We start from the raw sequence: 17,007 nt of genomic DNA on the forward strand, positions 1-17,007 counted from the left end.
CGGCCATGGCAGCTTTGCCTGCGCCGGCGTGCTCCAGCCCTTTCCTGTGGACCCTCATGAACAAGAATTTTCAATGGACCCGCGCGCGCGCCGCGGGCTTGGCCGGCCTTGCGGCCCTGTCGCTGGCGGCCTGTGGCGGTGGCGGTGGGGGCGGCAGCAGCTTCGTGCCCTTCAGCGGCCCCGCGGCCGCCAACCCCGGCAACAACAACACTGACACGCCCGCCGTCGCGCTGCAGCCGCTTGCCGGCGGCGCGCAGTACGCGGGCACCGCCAGCTTCGGCGACACGGTGTCCATCACGCTCGACCAGCCCGCGGCGGGCAAGCTCACGCTGCGCTTCGTCGACTCGCGCTTCGGCCTGGCCGGCGCCCTGACCGCCAGTTACACCACCCAGCCCGACGGCTCGCTGCTGGCCGGCAACTTCGCCGTGCTCGCCGGCAGCGGCGTGCCCGACGCGCTCGCCGCCGCGCTGCCCAAGCTGGCGCTGCGCTTCCAGCTCGACGGCAGCCTGCTCAGCGGTTCGCTCGCGCAGGTGCCCAACCTCAAGGCGGCCGACGGCTCGGTGCTGCAGGGCGAGATCGCCGCGTCGAACCAGGGCGTGGCCGATGTCGCCACGCTGGCCGGCGTGTACAGCTTCATCAAGCTCACGGCCGGCTACAACGCCAAGGGCGTGCAGCAGGGCGCGCCCGCGTCCGCGTTCGGCCAGCTGAACCTGAAGGCCGACGGCACCGTGCGCGCCTGCCTGGGCGGCGCCTACGCCGACAACTGCGCCGACGCCCACACCGGCAAGCTCGCCGCCGAAGCCGACCAGAAGACCTACCCCGGCGCACTCGCCCTGACGCTGGACGGCCAGCGCATCGGCCGCGTCATGGTCAACGCGCAATCGGGCGCGGCCACGCTGCTGGCCGACGAGTTCAGCACCGCCGCCGACGGCAGCTTCCGCACCGGCACCTGGGTGCTGCAGAACGCGGCGCTGGCGCTGCCCGCCACCGCGCTCGACGGCGAATGGCTGTGCAGCCAGCCCGAGCTCGGCGCCACCACCGGCACGGCCACCGGCCGCACCCAGCGCAACTTCGTCTCGGTGGGCGCCAGCCTGCTGCAGACCGACACCATCGACACCGACGTGGCGCTCAGCGCCAACGCGGCCATCGGCGGCGCCGCCACCTCGGCCACCGCCGGCGTGAACGGCCTGGTCGCCGGCCAGTGGGCCGACACCCGGAAGGCCGCGCGCCTGCTGCTGCCCGTGGGCAAGCAGACCGCGTACTTCATCGGCACCGGCGCCAGCACGGGCGCCGCCGCGGCCAGCAACATCTCGGGCGTGTGCCGTGCGCTGCCGGTGCAGCCGGTGCTCACCGCCTATGCGGCCGCGCCCGCCAAGGACACGGCCGTCATGACCATCCGCATCGGCGACGCGCACCCCACGCAGCCCGCCATCGGCTACGACCAGGTCTATTACAAGCAGGCGCGCTACCGCAACACCGCCAACGCCTCGACCGAGTGGAAGAAGGAGTTCGGCGACTACTGCGAAGCCGCGGGCCTGACCGATTCCAAGAACGGCAGCGTCATCGCAGGCACCTCGAAGCTCACCGACCGAGCACCTTCACCTGCTCGGGCAAGACCATCGACTCGACGGCGCTCAAGTCGGCCGTGGTCGGCCCGCGCGGCGTGCTGTACCTCACGGACGGCCACCACACGCTCACCAGCTTCTGGGACGCGCCGGACGGCGGCGGTGCCGAGGTCAAGGTGCCGGTGGTCATGAAGGGCAACTTCATGGACCAGAACAACGCCACGTTCTGGCGCGGCATGCGCGCGCGCAAGACCACCTGGCTCAAGCTGCCCGACGGCCGCGCCATCACGCCGGCCGACCTGCCGCAGCAGCTGGGCCTGAACAACGGCCTGCAGGACGACCCCTACCGCGCGCTGCTGTACTTCACGCGCGACCTCGGCTACGCGCAACCTGCCAACAGCACCGAGTTCCTGGAGTTCTACTGGTCCGAGTGGCTGAAGGCCGCACCGCAGAACGTCGACCTGTCGGCCTACACGCTGACCGACGCGGCCAGCTACCTGCAGGCCATCGGCACGGCTTCCGGCCTGATGAACCGCGCGGACCCGAACACCATCATCGGTTCGTCGGGCCTGACCGCCACGCTCATGGGCCAGCTCACCAAGGCCTACGACCCCGTTGCGCTGGCCGCGCTGAACACGGGCGTGGACCAGCCCAAGCCCGGCAAGCTGGCGTACGCGCTGAGCTACCGCGCCTCGCTGGCGAAGAAGTAGGGCGACAGGCCAGGCGCCCGCCGCTCGCGGCGTGGCGCCCGTGGCCGCGCGAGCAGGTCAATCGCGCGCGGCCCTTTCGCCTGCCTGCCCGGGCGGCCCATCCAACTCGGCCAGCTCTCCCGGCTCCCCCAGTTCCCCCTGCGCCTGGAACATCCGCGTGAAGTCGCAGCACGCCTGCGCCAGCATCACGATCGAAGAAGTCAGCGCGCTGCGGTGCTCGCCTTTGTGCATTGCCACATAGCGCACAACCGGCAGCGCGGGCGTCACGTCGATCACCGCGAGCATGCCCGCGGCCACCAGCGGCTCCAGGCACTGGCGCGGCAGGTAGCTCACGCCCAGGCCCGACACGGTGAGCCCGGTCAGCGCCACCAGGTTGCTCACCACGATCACGTTGGCGGGCTGCACGCCTTGCTCCTTCATCCATGCGTCGTACGCGCGGCCAGTGCCCGAGTTGTTGCCCTGCACCAGCATGCGGTGGCGCGCCAGCTCGTGCAGCCGCACGGTGCCGCCCGACGCGCCCACGTTCACGACCCCGGGCTTGCACATCCACGCGCTGCGCACCTGGCCGATGAGCTTGTGCGGCAGGCGCGAGTCGGCGAAAGTGTCGGGCACGATGACCAGGTCGAGTTCGTCGGCCATCAGCTTGTCGCGCAGCTGCAGGCTGTCGTCCACGTCGGGCTCCAGGATCACCTTGGGGTAGTGCTGCTGGATGAGCCCGACCAGCCGCGGCAGCCAGGTCATGGCGGTGAGCTCGGTCACGCCGATGCGAATGCGCCGCTCCACCACGCCGGGCTTGCCGAACTGCTCGACCGCCGCGTCGCGCTGCGCCAGCAGCTTCTGCGCGAGCACGAACATCTCCTCGCCCTTCTCGGTGAGCCGCGCGGTGCGCTGGCTGCGGTCGAACAGCTCGGTGTCGAACAGCAGCTCCAGCTCGTGCACCCGCTTGGAAATGGCCGACTGCGAGGCGTTGAGCTGGCTGGCGGCCTGCGCGAAGCCGCCGAGCCGGCCGATCCAGTACAGGGCTTCGAGTTGCTTGAAGGTCATCACGGTGCGAGGCTCCTGCTGAAAGGCACGAAAGGGCGAGAAGCGCGTTGAAAGAACGCTTTTATTCATGCGATTCGATCACAAAAAATCGCTTTTAGAAATTCGTTGGCGGGCAGAAGATGCGGCCCAGGCCACGCCCCGAGGCCCTCTCACTCTTCTCGACTTTTCAAGGAACCTCCAATGAACTTCAAGAAACTGCCCCTCGCGCTCGGCATCGGCTTCGTGCTCGCTATCGCCGGCGGCGCCGCCAGCGCCCAGGACGGCGGCACGCTGCAGAAGATCAAGGAGAGCGGCACGATCCAGATCGGCGCGCGCGACAGCCAGATCCCGTTCTCGTACAAGCTCAGCGCCGACAGCGCGCCCATCGGCTTCACCAACGACATCTGCCTGAAGATCGTCGACGCGGTGAAGGCCAAGCTCGGCCTCGCCAAGATCGACGTGCGCTACACCATGCTCAACTCGACCAACCGCATTCCGCTGCTGCAGAACGGCACCGTCGACCTCGACTGCGCCACCACCACCAACACCACGCAGCGCCAGGCGCAGGTCGACTTCGCGCCCAGCCACTTCGTGACCAACATCACCGCCGCGGTGAAGAAGGCCTCGGGCATCAACTCGCTGGGCGACCTGAACGGCAAGAACGTGGCCACGGTGTCGGGCAGCACCTCGATCCAGCTGCTGCGCGGCGCGCGCAAGAGCGGCGCCATCGAAGTGAACGAAATCGCCGGCAAGGACACCTCCGACGGCTTCCTGCTGCTGTCCACCGGCCGCGCCGACGCCTATGTGCTCGACGACGTGCAGCTCGCCGGCATGGTCGCCAGCGCCACCAACCCCGGCGACTACAAGCTGCTGAAGGAGTCGCTGCGCCAGGAGCCCTACGGGATCATGCTGCGCAAGGACGACCCGCAGTTCAAGGCGCTGGTGGACGAGACCGTCACCGGCCTCATGAAGTCGGGCGCCATCGAGCAGCTGTACACCAAATGGTTCCTCTCGCCGATTCCGCCGAAGAACGCGAACCTGAACTTCCCGATGTCGGACGCGGTGCGCGAGATCTACAAGAACCCGAACAACAAGGGCGTCTGAGCGATGGCTTCCGAACACCCACAGCATCCCCACGGACTCGCTTTTTCCGACGCGCTCATGCGCGAGGTGCAGCAGCGCTTTCTCAACGTGGGGCACGACCACCACGGCAAGGAGCGCCTGTACTTCGATAACGCCGGCGGCTCGTTCCGCCTGAAGGCCGCGGTCGAGCGCCTCGCGCAGGTCGATGCCATTCCCGACAACGCCGAGCGCATCCACGCCACGGCCGTGGAGCTGCAGGACATCCAGGCGCGCGGCTGCGACGACCTGCGCACCATCCTGAACGCCACGGGCGGCAGCGTGTACGCCTCGCTCACGGCCTCGGGCGCCATGTTCGACATGGTGCGCGCCATTGCCGAGAACGTGCCGGGCACGAACATGGTCACCACCGTGCTGGAGCACCCCTCGGCCTTCGACGCGATGAGCCTCTACGCCCAGCGCCTGGGCCGCGAGCTGCGCGTGGCGCCGAGCAACCCGGTCACCGGCGGCATCGACGTGGAAGAGATCGTGCGGCTGGTCGACAAGGACACCTGCCTGCTCAACGTGATCTACGCGTCGAACATCTCGGGCGCCAAGCTCGACATGGAAGCCATCGTGCGCCGCGCGCGCGAGATCAAGCCCGACCTGTACATCGTGGTGGACGCCGTGCAGCACGCGCCGCACGGCCTCATCGACCTGCAGAAGACGCCGGTGGACGGCATCAACCTCGCGCCCTACAAGTTCTTCGGCTGCCGGGGCTCGGGGCTGTCGTGGGTGTCCGAGCGCGCGGCCGTGCTGCCGCACCACAAGCTGGCCGCCAAGAAGCCCGACTACTGGGACCTGGGCAGCTCGGCGCCGTGGCAGTTCGCGGTGCTGAGCGAAATCGTCGACTACGTGTGCTGGCTGGGCGGCAAGTTCACGCAGGCCACCGACCGCCGCGCACTGTTCGTCGCGGGCATCACGCACATCGAGCTGCACGAGCGCGCGCTGCTCGCCGTGCTGCTCGACGGCAACCAGAACGCGACGGGCATGCGCGAGATGCGCGGCGTGGAGGTGTTCCTCGACCACGAAGACCTGACCAAGCGCGACCTAATCCTGGGCATCGGCTTCGAGCACATCGACTGCACGCAGGCGGTGGTCGAGTACGGCAAGCGCGGCGTCACCGTGTACGAGCGCGTGGCGACCAGCCTGTATTCGAAGCGCATGCTCGAATCGTTCGGCCTCGCGGGCACGGTGCGGGTGTCGCCGCTGCATTGCAACTCGGTGGCGGACATGGAGAAGTTCCTGCGCATCACGCAGGACATCGCACGCGAAAGCGCCCCGGCGGGCCGCTGACACGGGCCTGTCACGAACCGTCATATTCGGTCGGTAGGATGTTTCTCGACCCCCTGCGCACAGGGGGCGAGGAGCATGAGATTTGGAAATTCGCAAGCTGATCGCGCCGGTTCTGGCGGTGGTCCTGCTGGCCGCGGTGGGGGGCGGTGTCTGGTACTCGAACACCCGCCTGCACGATGACTCGGCCACCGCCGCGGCGGCACGCGTCGAGCAGCAGAGGCAGGTCACGCTGCGCGGGCTGATCGGCTCCGAGAAAGAAACCTTCTTCGCCGACCCGCGCGTGCAGCAGGCGCTGGCCGCGCAGGGCATCACCGTCACGGTCGAGAAGGCCGGCTCGCGCGCCATTGCCGGGCGCTACGACGCGAGCAAGTTCGACTTCGGTTTTCCCTCGGGCGCGCCCGCCGCGGCGCAGCTCAAGTCGCTGGCCAAGGCGCCCAGCGTCTTCAACCCGTTCTACACGCCGATCGTGCTGGCCAGCTGGCGGCCCATCGCCGAGATCCTGGTGGCCAACGGCATCGCCGCGAAGCAGGGCGACTTCTACTACGTGGTCGACCTGCCGGGCCTGATGGCCATGATCGAGAAGGGCACGCGCTGGAAGGAGCTCAAGGCCAGCGGCGCGTTTTCCACCAGCAAGTCGCTGCTCATCAACTCGACCGACGTGCGCACCTCCAACTCGGCCGCCATGTACCTGGCGCTGGCGAGCTACCTCGCCAACAGCCAGCAGATCGTGCAGAGCCAGGAGGACGTGGACCGCGTCATGCCCGTGGTGGCGCCGCTGTTCCTGCGCCAGGGCTTCCAGGAGCAGTCGTCGGCCGGCCCGTTCGAGGACTACCTCGCGCTCGGCATGGGCAAGGCCCCGCTGCTGGTGGCCTACGAGTCGCAGATGGTGGAGTTCTGGCTGAAGAACCCCGAGCGCCTGAAGAGCGACATGGTGCTGCTCTACCCCAAGCCCACCGTGTACTCGAAGCACGTGCTGGTGCCCTACACGCCCGGCGGCGCGCGGCTCGGCGCCGCGCTGGAAAACGACCCCGCCCTGCGCGAGCTCGCGCACGAGTACGGCTACCGCACCGGCGGCGACACCAAGGGCCCCGAGACCTGGGCCGCGCGCGGCGTGAAGGTGCCCGAGGTGCTGGTCGACGTGATCGACCCGCCGAGCTTCGAGTGGCTCGAACGAATGACCGCGGGCATCGAGGCCCGCTTCAAGTGAACAACCAAGGAACCTCCGAATGAACGCGCCTGTCACCGCGACGCCCACCACCACGGCGCCCGCCGCACCCATCGACCTGCAGCCGCCGCAGGCCTTCACGCTGGAGCCGCCCGCGCCCGTCGCGGCCGTGCCCGTGGAGTCTGCCAGCGGCAAGGTGCGCCTGAAGCCCGAGGACGTGGCCGAGCTCGACGCGCAGGTGGCGCGCTTCATCGACGACATCACCGTGCACGACAGCCAGCACCCGCAGTTCAAGGAGGCAGTGGAGCGCATCCACTCGATGGGCACCAAGGACATCGAGGCCTCGGCGTCGGTTTCCAACCGCATGCTGGAGCGCCCGGTGGGCTCGCTGCGCAACGGCCTGTTCGACAAGGGCGCGCAGATCGGCCAGTCGCTGGTCGACCTGCGCCGCCAGGTGGAAGCGCTCGACCCCTCGCGCCAGGGCGACCTGTTTTCCGCGCGCAAGCTGCTGGGCCTCATTCCGCTGGGCAACAAGCTGGCGGCCTACTTCGAGCGCTACCAGTCGTCGCAGTCGCACCTGAACGCGATCATCGAGGCGCTCAAGCGCGGCAAGGACGAACTGCTGCGCGACAACACCGCCATCGAGCAGGAGAAGGTCAACCTCTGGACGCTGATGGAGCGGCTCGAGAAGTACGTGCACATCGGCAAGGCGCTGGACGGCCAGCTCGACGCCAGGGCGCGTGCGCTGGAAACCACCGACCCCGAGAAGGCCCGCGTGATCCGCGAAGAGATGCTGTTCTATTCGCGCCAGAAGGTCACCGACCTGCTCACGCAGCTGGCGGTGAACATCCAGGGCTACCTGGCGCTGGACATGATCCGCAAGAACAACCTGGAGCTCATGAAGGGCGTGGACCGTGCCACCACCACCACCGTGGCCGCGCTGCGCACCGCGGTGATCGTGGCGCAGGCGCTCGCCAACCAGAAGCTGGTGCTCGACCAGATCAGCGCGCTCAACGCCACCACCGGCAACCTCATCGCCAGCACCAGCGAGATGCTGCGCGAGCAGAGCGGCGCCATCCACCAGCAGGCGGCCTCCAGCACCATCGAGATCGCCAAGCTGCAGCAGGCCTTCGCCAACATCTACCAGACGATGGACACGATCGCCGACTTCAAGACGAAGGCGCTCGATTCGATGCAGACCACGGTCGACACGCTGAGCGGCGAGGTGGCGAAGAGCCGCACCTACCTGGACCGCGTGCGCCGCCAGGAAACGACCGAGGCGCTGCAGCAGCCGCGCGGCGAGGTCGCGCTGTGAGCCTGCTGCCGGGCTGGTGGGTGCGATGGCTTGTGCGATGGGTGGCGCTGGGTGCGTTGTCCTTGGCGTCGCTGGGCCTTGCCGCCTGCGGGCAGCAAGAAGCACCGCAGGCCACGAACGCCGCGCCCGTGGCCTCCGACGCCACCTTCACCATCCTCGCGGGCTCGGAGCTGAAGGACATCGAGGGCCCCATCGTCGATGCCGCGAAGGCGGCCGGCGTGGACGTGAAGTTCACGTATGCCGGCACGCTCGACATCGTGGAGCGCATCAACGCGGGCGAGCGCTTCGACGCCATCCTGCCGCCCAACGGCGCCTACCCCGCGCTGGCGCTGCAGGCCAAGCCGGTGGCGCGCGACAAGCTCTTCTATTCGCGCATCGCGCTCGGCGTGAAGCGCGCCAAGGCCGAGCAGCTGGGCTGGACGAAGCGCCCGCCCGGCTGGGCCGAGATCGCCAAGGCCGCGGGTGACGGTCAACTGCGCTACGGCATGACCAACGCCACCAGCTCCAACACCGGCATGAGCGCGCTGTTCGCGGTGGCCTCCGCGCTGGCCGGCAAGACCGAAGACCTGGCGGTGCAGGACGTGGACGAGAAGACGCTCAAGGCCTTTCTCTCGGGCCAGAAGCTCACCGCCGGCAGCTCGGGCTGGCTGGCCGACGCCTACGTGAAAGACCCGTCGGCCATCGACGCGATGGTCAACTACGAGGCCGTGATCCTGCGCGCCAACGACAGGCTCGCCAAGGCCGACCAGCTCATGCTGGTGTACCCGCGCGACGGCATGATCTCGGCCGACTACCCGCTGATGCTGCTCAACGCCGGCAAGCGCGAGGCCTACACCCAGCTCGTCACCACGCTGAAGGCCGCGCCGTTCCAGCGCGACGCGCTCGCTGCAGCCTTCCTGCGGCCCGCCAACCCCGAGGTGGCCGCCGCCAGCGCGCTGCCGACCGCGGCCGCGGTGGAGCTGGGCTTTCCCAACCGGCTGGAGGTGATCGACGCGGTGCTGGGCACCTACCAGTCGCAATGGCGCAAGCCCGCCACCTCGATCTTCGTGCTCGACCTCAGCGGCTCCATGTCGGGCCAGCGGCTGGCCTCGATGCGCGAGGCGCTCAAGCTGCTGTCGGGCGCGGACACCGGCACCGCCACCACCGGCACCACCGCCAGCACGCGCTACAGCGCCTTTCAAAGCCGCGAGCGCGTGGTGCTCATCACCTTCGCCACGCAGGTGCAGGCGCCGGTGTGGGTGCGCTTCGACGCCGACCAGCTCGACACCGCGCGCGCCGAGCTGCGCCGCCAGGCCGACGCGATGAAGGCCGACGGCGGCACCGCCATCTACTCCGCGCTGGCCGCGGCCGAAGACCTTGCGCGCAAGGAGCAGCAGCTCGACCCGGGCCGCCTCGTGAGCATCGTGCTGCTGACCGATGGCGAGAACAACTCGGGCCTGAAGCCGCGCGAGTTCAGCGAGCGCTTCGCGGGCGGGCTGCCCGCGCGCATCTTCCCCATCTTGTTCGGCGAGGCCAACGTGGCCGAGATGCAGCAGATCGCGCAGGCCTCGGGCGGGCGCGAGTTCGACGGGCGCAAGCTGCAGCTGGGCCAGGTGTTCAAGGAAATCCGGGGCTACCAGTGATGCCGGGGCGTTCGCTGAAGCTGCGCGCGCTGCTGTTCCTCTATGGCAACGGCAACATCCTCGGCTGTGCGCTTGCGCTGTTGGGGCCCGCGCTGCTGTTCGCGAACGTGATCGACCGCGGTTGGCTGCTGATCACCGCGGCGCTGTACGTCGCGGGTTGGCTGCTGGGCCGCAAGGCGCCCGAGCTGGAGCGCCGCATCGAGGACAGCCTGAGCGTGGAGCAGACGCTGGAGCGCCTGGACCGCGTGGTGGCGCAGGCGCAGCCGCACCTCACCGAAGACATGCGCAAGAGCCTGGACAACGTGCGCGGCTCCGTCGGCGAGGTGCTGCCGCGGCTGGTGGGCGCGCGCACGGGCGGCGACGACCTGTTCACCGTGCGCGAGACCGTGCTGCGCTACCTGCCCGAGACGCTGGCCAACTACGTCGCGCTGCCGCCGGCCTTCCGCCTCACGCACACGGTGAAAGACGGCAAGACCGCGCGCCAGCTGCTGGGCGAACAGCTCGGCCTGCTCGACGACAAGCTGCGCGAGATCGTCGCGAACGTGGCCTCCAGCGACGCCGCCGCGCTGGTGGCGAACGGGCAGTTCCTGGAGAAGAAGTTTCGGCAGCCCGACTTTCTTGCGGGCTGAGCCATCGTGCTCACAACGGCACGATTGCGCGGCAGCCCGAGCGAGTTCAGGCGGCAGGCGGTGGTGCCGCGCTGAGCGTCTTCGCGGGCTGCGGCTGCACAGCATCGTCCACGCTCCACGGCGCATACACCTCCGCGTGGAGGTCGGGCGAGTTCACCTTGGCCAGCAGGTCGCGCACGTCGTCCTTCACGCGCGCCAGCAACAGCCGCGCGCCGCGCACGCGCACGTAGGCCGCGAAGTCGCACAGCGCCTCGATGCTGGTGGCGTCGAGGTCGGGCGACTCTTCCAGGCTCAGCACCATCCGCTGCAGGCCCGGCGTCGCGTCGATGCGCGTGCGGATCGATGCGAACACCGCGTCGGCATTGCCGAAGAACAGCGGCACCTCGGGCCGCGCGATCAGCGTGCGTGGCGGCACCACGGCCTCGGGGTGGCGCGCGGTGTCGACGTAGTCGTGGCTCTGGCCCAGCCGGCCGAGCCAGCTCACGGTGGTGCGCGAGAAGCCGCGCAGCAGCAACAGCAGGCTCACGCCGATGGCCGCGAGCAAACCGTTGAGCACGCCCAGCAGAAGCACCGCGGCCACGGCCACCAGCGCCACCAGCCGGTCGCGCCGCCACTGGAAGTAGGGCCGCAGCGCGGCCGGGTTGAGCGTGTGGCTCACCGCGTGGATCACGATGGCGGCCAGCAGCGGCTGCGGCGTGTGCGCGATCCACGGCAGCAGCGTGAGCACCGCCACCAGCACCACCAGCCCCGCGACGATGCCCGCCGCGCGGCTCTGCGCGCCGGCCGATTCGTTGGCCGAGGTGGCCGAGTAGCCCGCGCCCACCGGCATGCCCTGGAACAGCGCCGACAGCAGGTTCGCGCCGCCCAGCGCCAGCAGGTCGCGGTTGGCCGACACGTTGTCGCCGTGGCGCAGCGCGAAGGTGCGGATCGAGCCGTACGACTCCGCATACAGGATGAGCGCCATCGCGAACGCCAGCCCACCCAGGTTCTGCCACTGCGTGCGGTCGAGCGAGGGCACGCCCGGGTGCGAGAAGTCCAGCGAAATGGGCCCCACCGCCGCCACGCCCCACGCATGGCACAGGCCGTTCACGTCGAGCACGATGCCCGCCACGATCACCAGCAGCGCGGCCGGAACCGCACGCCAGCGCGCAAAGCCGCGCAGCAGCGCCAGCGCCACCAGCGCCATGGCGCCGCCGGCCAGGTTCCAGTGCCGCCAGTCGGTGGCGAGCCCGGCCACGAGCCTGAAGAAATCGCTGTGCGCGGGCTGCACCGCGAGCACCGTGGGCAGTTGCTTGACCACGATGGTCAGCGCCAGCCCGAGCGCGAAGCCGCGCAGCACCGGCTTGGCGATCAGGCTGGACACCGCGCCGAGCTTGGCCACGCCCGCGATCACGAAGAACACGCCCGCCAGCAGCACGATGCCCGCGCCCATCGCAAGCCGCGTCGCCGCGTCCACGCCGGTGACCGACATGGTGGCCGCGAACAGCACTGCGGCCGAAGACGACGTGGCCGAGACGATCGCGAAGCGGCTGCTGCCGAACACGCCGTAGACCAGCAGGCCCGCGAACAGCGCGATGACGCCGGCCTGCGGCGGCAGGCCCGCGATGCTGGCGTACGCCACGGCCTCGGGCAGCAGCAGGCCCGCGATGGACACGCCGGCGACGAGGTCGGCGAAGCCTGGGCGGCGAGGGGCTGTGCGAATGTTCGGCGGGGTGGATGCCATGATGCTTGTGCGTCGGGTCTGCCGCACGCTAGCAGCTTTCGACGGACCACAGGCTGACGAGGTGTCGCGGGCCGCGTTGCCCGCACTGTCCGCGTGCGATCGCCGCGCGCGATGACCGCTGCGTGCGATGACCACGCCATGCCACCGACGACCTCGTGCGATGCCCGATGAATGCTTTAGAACAGGTCGTCCCGCAGCCCGCGAAGAACTTAAATCTTCCAGGCTAAGCCCTTCGTACGAAGCCCCTTTTTCACTCGAAAAAAGAGGCCTTCGCTGACACGCGCAGCCTCATGAAAGTCGCATCGCGCTGGTATGGTGCGCGGATAGTTTTTCTCGCCCGTGTCGTTGCATTGGGCTCGCCACATGCCCATTCGCCACGACAAGATTTTTCCGCGCTACTCGTTCTATTGCGTCCTCGGCGGGCTCGCCGCCATCTATGTGTTCTGCGCCATGATGCTGGTGCCGATCAAGGTCTACATCCTTCCGTACCTGATCACGCCGGACTTCATTCGCCACCGCGGCGCGATCATCGTGCTGTTCCTGGCCATCCCCTCCGCGATCTACCTGATCTGCTGGAAGGGCAGCGACTTCTTCGCTTGGCTTCGCGCTCCTGGCCAGCTCACCGTGGGCGAGCGCGGACTGCAACTCGGCGAACGCACGCTGGCCTTCGCGGACATCACGCGCTTTCGCCATCTCCACAACCGCAACCATGTGCTGCTCTCAACGCGCGACGGCAAGACGTTGCGCCTGCGGCTCGACCTGTGGGACGAACCCGATGCGCTGCTCGCCGAAGTGGAAGAGGCGGTGGGCGATGTGATGACCCACGACGTCGAGCGCCGCGTGCATGCGGGCGAGACGGTGAAGTTCGGCGTGCTCGGCCTGCAGGCCGAAGGGCTGGTGCACAAGGGCCAGCTCATCGCGTGGTCGAGCATCGACACCATCCGCACGCAGGCCGACGAAGAAGGCATGGACGTGGACGAGCACCTCGTCATCGTCGCCGACGGCAAGGCCCGGAAGATCGACCGCTCGAAGATCGACAACGAGCCCGTGCTGCTGGCCTGCCTGATGCAGCGCCTGCCCGCGGCCTGAAGTTTTCCCGCTCCTTTCCCAACCACTCCAACGCGCTTTCAGCGACACAGAAAAAATGGAAATCTACAGCTCCGCCGCACAGCAAGAAAAGACCCGCCAGGACCGCCCCGTGTTCTATTCCCGCTCGCGCCTGGTCAGCGGCACCGTGCTCTGGGCGGTGGTGACGGTGGTGCTGGCGGTGCTGTGCATCCGCGCGCAGGACAAGAACGTCGGCATCCTCATCGCGGCCTGCTTCGCGCTGCTCACGGCATGGCTGACCTTCAAGTGCTTCAACACGCTGCGCAACATCGGCACGCCGGCGTTCGTGGTGGGCCACCAGGGCCTGACCTTCGAGAACGGCATGCTGCTGCCGTGGAGCAACATCCTGGAGAACACCTGGGTGAACCAGAGCTACATGGGCATCCCGATCAGCAAGCAGATCCAGATCAGGACCGACCTGCCCAAGCCGCAGGCGCGCGTGCTGCGCCGCGCCACCGCGCTCGAGATCTCGGGCGACGAGTACCTCGCGCTCTGCGACGCGTACCGCTGAAGACATTGCAAAGAGTCCCCAGGCCCTCTGGCAATTTGAGGGCCTTGGGTAGACTGCCCGGGTGAAATCTTCTTCCGAGCCCCCCAGTAGGCCCCGCGCCTCTTCCAGTTCCCTTCCGCGCCGCCGCGCTGCGAAAACACCTGTCGCAGCATGATCGAACTGCTCACCGACCCCGCCGCCTGGATCGGTCTTCTCACGCTCGTCGTGCTGGAGATCGTGCTGGGCATCGACAACCTCATCTTCATCGCGATCCTGGCGGAAAAGCTGCCGCCGAGCCAGCGCGACCGCGCGCGCGTCATCGGCCTGAGCCTGGCGCTGTTCATGCGGCTGGCGCTGCTGTCGATCGTGTCCTGGCTGGTCACGCTGACCACGCCGCTGTTCTCGCTGTTCGGGCAGGGCTTTTCGGGGCGCGACCTGATCCTGCTGCTGGGCGGCTTCTTCCTGCTGTTCAAGGCCACGTCGGAGCTGCACGAGCGGCTCGAAGGCGTGACGCACACGGCCACCGGTTCCGCGGCGTATGCGAGCTTCACGCTGGTGGTCACGCAGATCGTGGTGCTCGACGCCGTGTTCTCGCTCGACGCGGTGATCACCGCTGTGGGCATGGTCGACCACCTGCCGGTGATGATGGCCGCGGTGGTGATCTCCATCGGCATCATGCTGTGGGCCTCCAAGCCGCTCACGCGCTTCGTCAACGCGCACCCCACGGTGGTGGTGCTGTGCCTGAGCTTCCTGCTGATGATCGGCCTGAGCCTGGTGGCCGAGGGCCTGGGCTTTCACATTCCCAAGGGCTACCTGTACGGCGCCATCGGCTTCTCCGTGATGATCGAGACGCTGAACCAGTGGGCCAAGCGCAACGCGCTGAAGCACGAGGCCCGCCGGCCGCTGCGCGACCGCACGGCCGAGTCGATCATTCGCCTGCTCGGCGGCCGCGCGCCCGGCGAGCCGGCGCTGGCCGGTGCCATGCCCGATGCCGCCACGGCCGTGCAGCCCGCCTTCGCGGTGGAAGAGCGCAACATGGTCAGCGGCGTGCTGTCGCTGGCCGAGCGCACGGTGCGCTCGGTGATGACGCCGCGCACCGACATCTCGTGGGTGGACCTGAACGACGACCCCGAGGCCGTGCGCGAGCAGCTGCTGGACACGCCGCACGGCATCTTCCCGGTGTGCCGCGGCTCGCTCGACGAGGTGGTGGGCGTGGCGCGCGCCAAGGACCTGCTGGGCCACCTGCTGCGCCACGGCAGGATCGACGAGGGCCACGGCCTGCGTGCGCCCATCTACGTGCCCGAGTCGACCACGGTGATCCGGCTCATCGACACGCTGCGCGGCGCGCGCGGCCAGCTCGCGCTGGTGAGCGACGAGCACGGCACGCTCACCGGCGTGGTCACGCCCATCGACGTGCTGGAGGCCATCGCGGGCGAGTTCCCCGACGAGGACGAGACGCTCGACGTGCTGCAGACCGCGCCCGACGCCTGGACCGTGTCGGGCGGCGCCGACCTGCACCTGCTGGAGCAGGCGCTGCAGACGCACGGCCTGGTGAGCGACGACGACAGCTACACCTCGGTGGCGGGCTTTCTGCTGGCGCGCTTCGGCGGCTTGCCCCCACGCGACGCGCACTGGGTGCACGACGGGTACGATTTCGCGGTGACCGAGGTCGATGCCCAGCGCATCCGCACGGTCGCCGTGCGCCGGCTTCCGGCGGACGACCCTGAAACCTGAAGCGCAACCGCCCCCGATGAACAACGCATCGCACCGCCAGAGCGTTCCGCTCGACAAGGCCTACCGCCTCATGAACCACGGCCCGACCGTGCTGGTGAGCGCCGCGCACGGGGGCCAGCGCAACATCATGGCCGCGGCCTGGGCCATGCCGCTGGACTTCGCGCCGCCCAAGGTGGCCGTGGTGCTCGACAAGAGCACCTGGACGCGCGTGCTGCTCGAAGGCGCCGGCAGCTTCGCGCTGCAGGTGCCCACGCGCGCGCAGCTCGACCTGACCGAGGCGCTGGGCAACAGCTCGGGCCGCGAGATCGTCGATGCAACGGGCCACGATAAGTTCGCCGCCTACGGGCTTCAGACCTTCGAGGGCACGGCCACGGGCGCGCCGCTGCTCGAAGGCTGCGCGGCCTGGCTCGAATGCCGGCTGCTGCCGGAGGCGCACATCCAGGACCGCTACGACCTGTTCCTGGGCGAGGTGATCGCGGCGCAGGCCGATGCGCGCGTGTTCGCCAACGGGCGCTGGAACTTCGACGGCCACGACGAACTGCGCACGCTGCACCACGTGGCGGGCGGGCACTTCATCGTCGATGGCGAGGCGGTCGACGCGCGGCCGCTGGCGCGCAAGGCGTAGCCGGTCCCGGGCAAGCCTGGCGCAGGGGCCGGTTCAAGCCGGTTCAAGCCGGTTCAAGCCGAGTTGCGCGCCCCGCGCGGCACCAGCATCGCGCGCAGCACCACCACGCCGCACACCGCCGCCGCCAGCGCCAGCAGCACGGCCCACAGCAGGCGCGAGGGCGACGCGGCCTCCAGCCAGTCGGCCAGCAGCAAGGTCGTGGTGTTGTAGGTGGCGTGCAGCGCAATGCAGGGAATGAGCGAGCGCGTGCGCTCGTACAGCCATGCGAGCACGGTGCCCATCACGAAGCCGACCACGAACTGGTAGATGTTCATGTGCGCCGCGCCGAACAGCAGCGCCGACAGCAAGATGGCCTGCCACCGCGGATAGCGCCGCAGGAAGCCGCGCAGCACGATGCCGCGGAACAGCATCTCTTCGAGCAGCGGCGCCATCACGCACACCGCCAGCACCGCGGCCACGCTGCCGTCGGCCATGCGGCTGAAAAACGATTCTTCCCAGCGCGACAGCGGCACCAGGGCCGTGAGCAGCTGCAGTGCCGACGTGATGGCCAGCAGCAGCGCCGGCACCAGCAGCAAAACCGGCGGCACCACCAGCATCAGCATGGCGCCGGGCGACGACGGCGAGTGGTGGAACAGCTCGCGGTAGGTGAGCTTCTGGAAGTGCATGACCACCGCGAACACGCAGCCGTTGCCCAGCACGGCCGAGAGCACGCCGATCTGCATGGTGTTGAGCCCCAGCCAGCCGTTGGCGTCGCGCAGCGCCGCGCCCATGACGAACTCGCACAGGAACAGCGCCACGAACAGGAGTGCGGCTTGCGCCAGCGACGGGAAGGCCGCGCTTTTCGGGGAGGGCATGGAGCGGGGCGCCGGAGGCGCTGACGGAAG

At 69.0% G+C, this 17,007-nt stretch carries 14 protein-coding genes; 11 read left to right on the forward strand and 3 right to left on the reverse strand.

The window, feature by feature from the left end:
• Positions 1-1,003: 1,003 nt before the first annotated feature.
• Positions 1,004-2,275: a ParB/Srx family N-terminal domain-containing protein gene (locus QTI51_RS38915; RefSeq protein ID WP_353506500.1), complete on the forward strand. Its 1,272-nt coding sequence runs from the start codon at positions 1,004-1,006 to the stop codon at positions 2,273-2,275.
• Between the two features lie 57 nt (positions 2,276-2,332).
• On the opposite strand, the gene QTI51_RS01505 is transcribed toward QTI51_RS38915, so the two are convergent.
• On the reverse strand, positions 2,333-3,319 hold the full coding sequence (locus QTI51_RS01505) for a LysR family transcriptional regulator (protein ID WP_286513110.1): 987 nt from the start codon (positions 3,317-3,319) through the stop codon (positions 2,333-2,335).
• 180 nt (positions 3,320-3,499) lie between these two features.
• Between QTI51_RS01505 and QTI51_RS01510 the strand changes: the two genes are divergently transcribed.
• The 6 genes from QTI51_RS01510 to QTI51_RS01535 all read left to right on the forward strand — a co-directional run bounded on the left by QTI51_RS01510 (position 3,500) and on the right by QTI51_RS01535 (position 10,444).
• Positions 3,500-4,402: a transporter substrate-binding domain-containing protein gene (locus QTI51_RS01510; RefSeq protein WP_116908484.1), complete on the forward strand. Its 903-nt coding sequence runs from the start codon at positions 3,500-3,502 to the stop codon at positions 4,400-4,402.
• 3 nt (positions 4,403-4,405) lie between these two features.
• The gene (locus tag QTI51_RS01515) at positions 4,406-5,713 is read left to right on the forward strand and encodes an aminotransferase class V-fold PLP-dependent enzyme (RefSeq protein WP_286513108.1); all 1,308 of its coding nucleotides are present in this window, start codon (positions 4,406-4,408) and stop codon (positions 5,711-5,713) included.
• An 82-nt stretch (positions 5,714-5,795) separates the two neighbouring features.
• Complete coding sequence (locus QTI51_RS01520; RefSeq protein ID WP_116908482.1) at positions 5,796-6,920, forward strand: hypothetical protein; 1,125 nt, start codon at positions 5,796-5,798, stop codon at positions 6,918-6,920.
• Positions 6,921-6,939: 19 nt separating this feature from the next.
• A complete protein-coding gene (locus tag QTI51_RS01525; RefSeq protein ID WP_116908481.1) occupies positions 6,940-8,193 on the forward strand; it encodes a toxic anion resistance protein in 1,254 nt (417 codons plus the stop codon).
• Positions 8,190-9,815 carry a vWA domain-containing protein gene (locus tag QTI51_RS01530; protein ID WP_286513105.1) on the forward strand — a complete coding sequence of 542 codons (1,626 nt, stop codon included), beginning with the start codon at positions 8,190-8,192 and terminating at the stop codon, positions 9,813-9,815. Before QTI51_RS01525 ends, QTI51_RS01530 begins: the two co-directional genes overlap by 4 nt.
• Positions 9,815-10,444, forward strand: a complete 630-nt coding sequence (locus QTI51_RS01535) for a hypothetical protein (RefSeq protein ID WP_116908480.1) — start codon at positions 9,815-9,817, stop codon at positions 10,442-10,444. The genes QTI51_RS01530 and QTI51_RS01535 overlap by 1 nt, the downstream gene beginning before the upstream one ends.
• A gap of 46 nt (positions 10,445-10,490) precedes the next feature.
• Here QTI51_RS01535 and QTI51_RS01540 read toward each other — a convergent pair whose 3' ends face one another.
• Positions 10,491-12,167, reverse strand: coding sequence for a SulP family inorganic anion transporter (locus QTI51_RS01540; protein ID WP_207786649.1), 1,677 nt, complete (start codon positions 12,165-12,167; stop codon positions 10,491-10,493).
• A gap of 363 nt (positions 12,168-12,530) precedes the next feature.
• Between QTI51_RS01540 and QTI51_RS01545 the strand changes: the two genes are divergently transcribed.
• The 4 genes from QTI51_RS01545 (at position 12,531) to QTI51_RS01560 (ending at position 16,123) form a co-directional block, all read left to right on the forward strand.
• Positions 12,531-13,256: a hypothetical protein gene (locus QTI51_RS01545; protein WP_286513103.1), complete on the forward strand. Its 726-nt coding sequence runs from the start codon at positions 12,531-12,533 to the stop codon at positions 13,254-13,256.
• A gap of 55 nt (positions 13,257-13,311) precedes the next feature.
• The gene (locus QTI51_RS01550; protein WP_116908479.1) at positions 13,312-13,785 is read left to right on the forward strand and encodes a hypothetical protein; all 474 of its coding nucleotides are present in this window, start codon (positions 13,312-13,314) and stop codon (positions 13,783-13,785) included.
• Positions 13,786-13,938: 153 nt separating this feature from the next.
• Positions 13,939-15,498 (forward strand): TerC family protein, encoded by a 1,560-nt coding sequence (locus QTI51_RS01555; protein ID WP_116908577.1) that lies wholly within the window; start codon positions 13,939-13,941, stop codon positions 15,496-15,498.
• A gap of 16 nt (positions 15,499-15,514) precedes the next feature.
• The gene (locus QTI51_RS01560) at positions 15,515-16,123 is read left to right on the forward strand and encodes a flavin reductase family protein (protein ID WP_116908478.1); all 609 of its coding nucleotides are present in this window, start codon (positions 15,515-15,517) and stop codon (positions 16,121-16,123) included.
• A gap of 53 nt (positions 16,124-16,176) precedes the next feature.
• On the opposite strand, the gene QTI51_RS01565 is transcribed toward QTI51_RS01560, so the two are convergent.
• Positions 16,177-16,977: a CPBP family intramembrane glutamic endopeptidase gene (locus QTI51_RS01565; RefSeq protein ID WP_286513099.1), complete on the reverse strand. Its 801-nt coding sequence runs from the start codon at positions 16,975-16,977 to the stop codon at positions 16,177-16,179.
• Positions 16,978-17,007 lie beyond the last annotated feature (30 nt).

This window comes from Variovorax sp. J22G73 (assembly GCF_030317035.1).
GTDB lineage: Bacteria > Pseudomonadota > Gammaproteobacteria > Burkholderiales > Burkholderiaceae_C > Variovorax.

Coding starts and splice junctions, on each gene's coding strand:
- QTI51_RS38915 (WP_353506500.1), top strand. CDS start 1,004: ATGGCTGTGCAGCCAGCCCGAGCTCGGCGCCACCACCGGCACGGCCAC.
- QTI51_RS01505 (WP_286513110.1), bottom strand. CDS start 3,319: ATGACCTTCAAGCAACTCGAAGCCCTGTACTGGATCGGCCGGCTCGGC.
- QTI51_RS01510 (WP_116908484.1), top strand. CDS start 3,500: ATGAACTTCAAGAAACTGCCCCTCGCGCTCGGCATCGGCTTCGTGCTC.
- QTI51_RS01515 (WP_286513108.1), top strand. CDS start 4,406: ATGGCTTCCGAACACCCACAGCATCCCCACGGACTCGCTTTTTCCGAC.
- QTI51_RS01525 (WP_116908481.1), top strand. CDS start 6,940: ATGAACGCGCCTGTCACCGCGACGCCCACCACCACGGCGCCCGCCGCA.
- QTI51_RS01535 (WP_116908480.1), top strand. CDS start 9,815: ATGCCGGGGCGTTCGCTGAAGCTGCGCGCGCTGCTGTTCCTCTATGGC.
- QTI51_RS01540 (WP_207786649.1), bottom strand. CDS start 12,167: ATGGCATCCACCCCGCCGAACATTCGCACAGCCCCTCGCCGCCCAGGC.
- QTI51_RS01545 (WP_286513103.1), top strand. CDS start 12,531: ATGCCCATTCGCCACGACAAGATTTTTCCGCGCTACTCGTTCTATTGC.
- QTI51_RS01550 (WP_116908479.1), top strand. CDS start 13,312: ATGGAAATCTACAGCTCCGCCGCACAGCAAGAAAAGACCCGCCAGGAC.
- QTI51_RS01560 (WP_116908478.1), top strand. CDS start 15,515: ATGAACAACGCATCGCACCGCCAGAGCGTTCCGCTCGACAAGGCCTAC.
- QTI51_RS01565 (WP_286513099.1), bottom strand. CDS start 16,977: ATGCCCTCCCCGAAAAGCGCGGCCTTCCCGTCGCTGGCGCAAGCCGCA.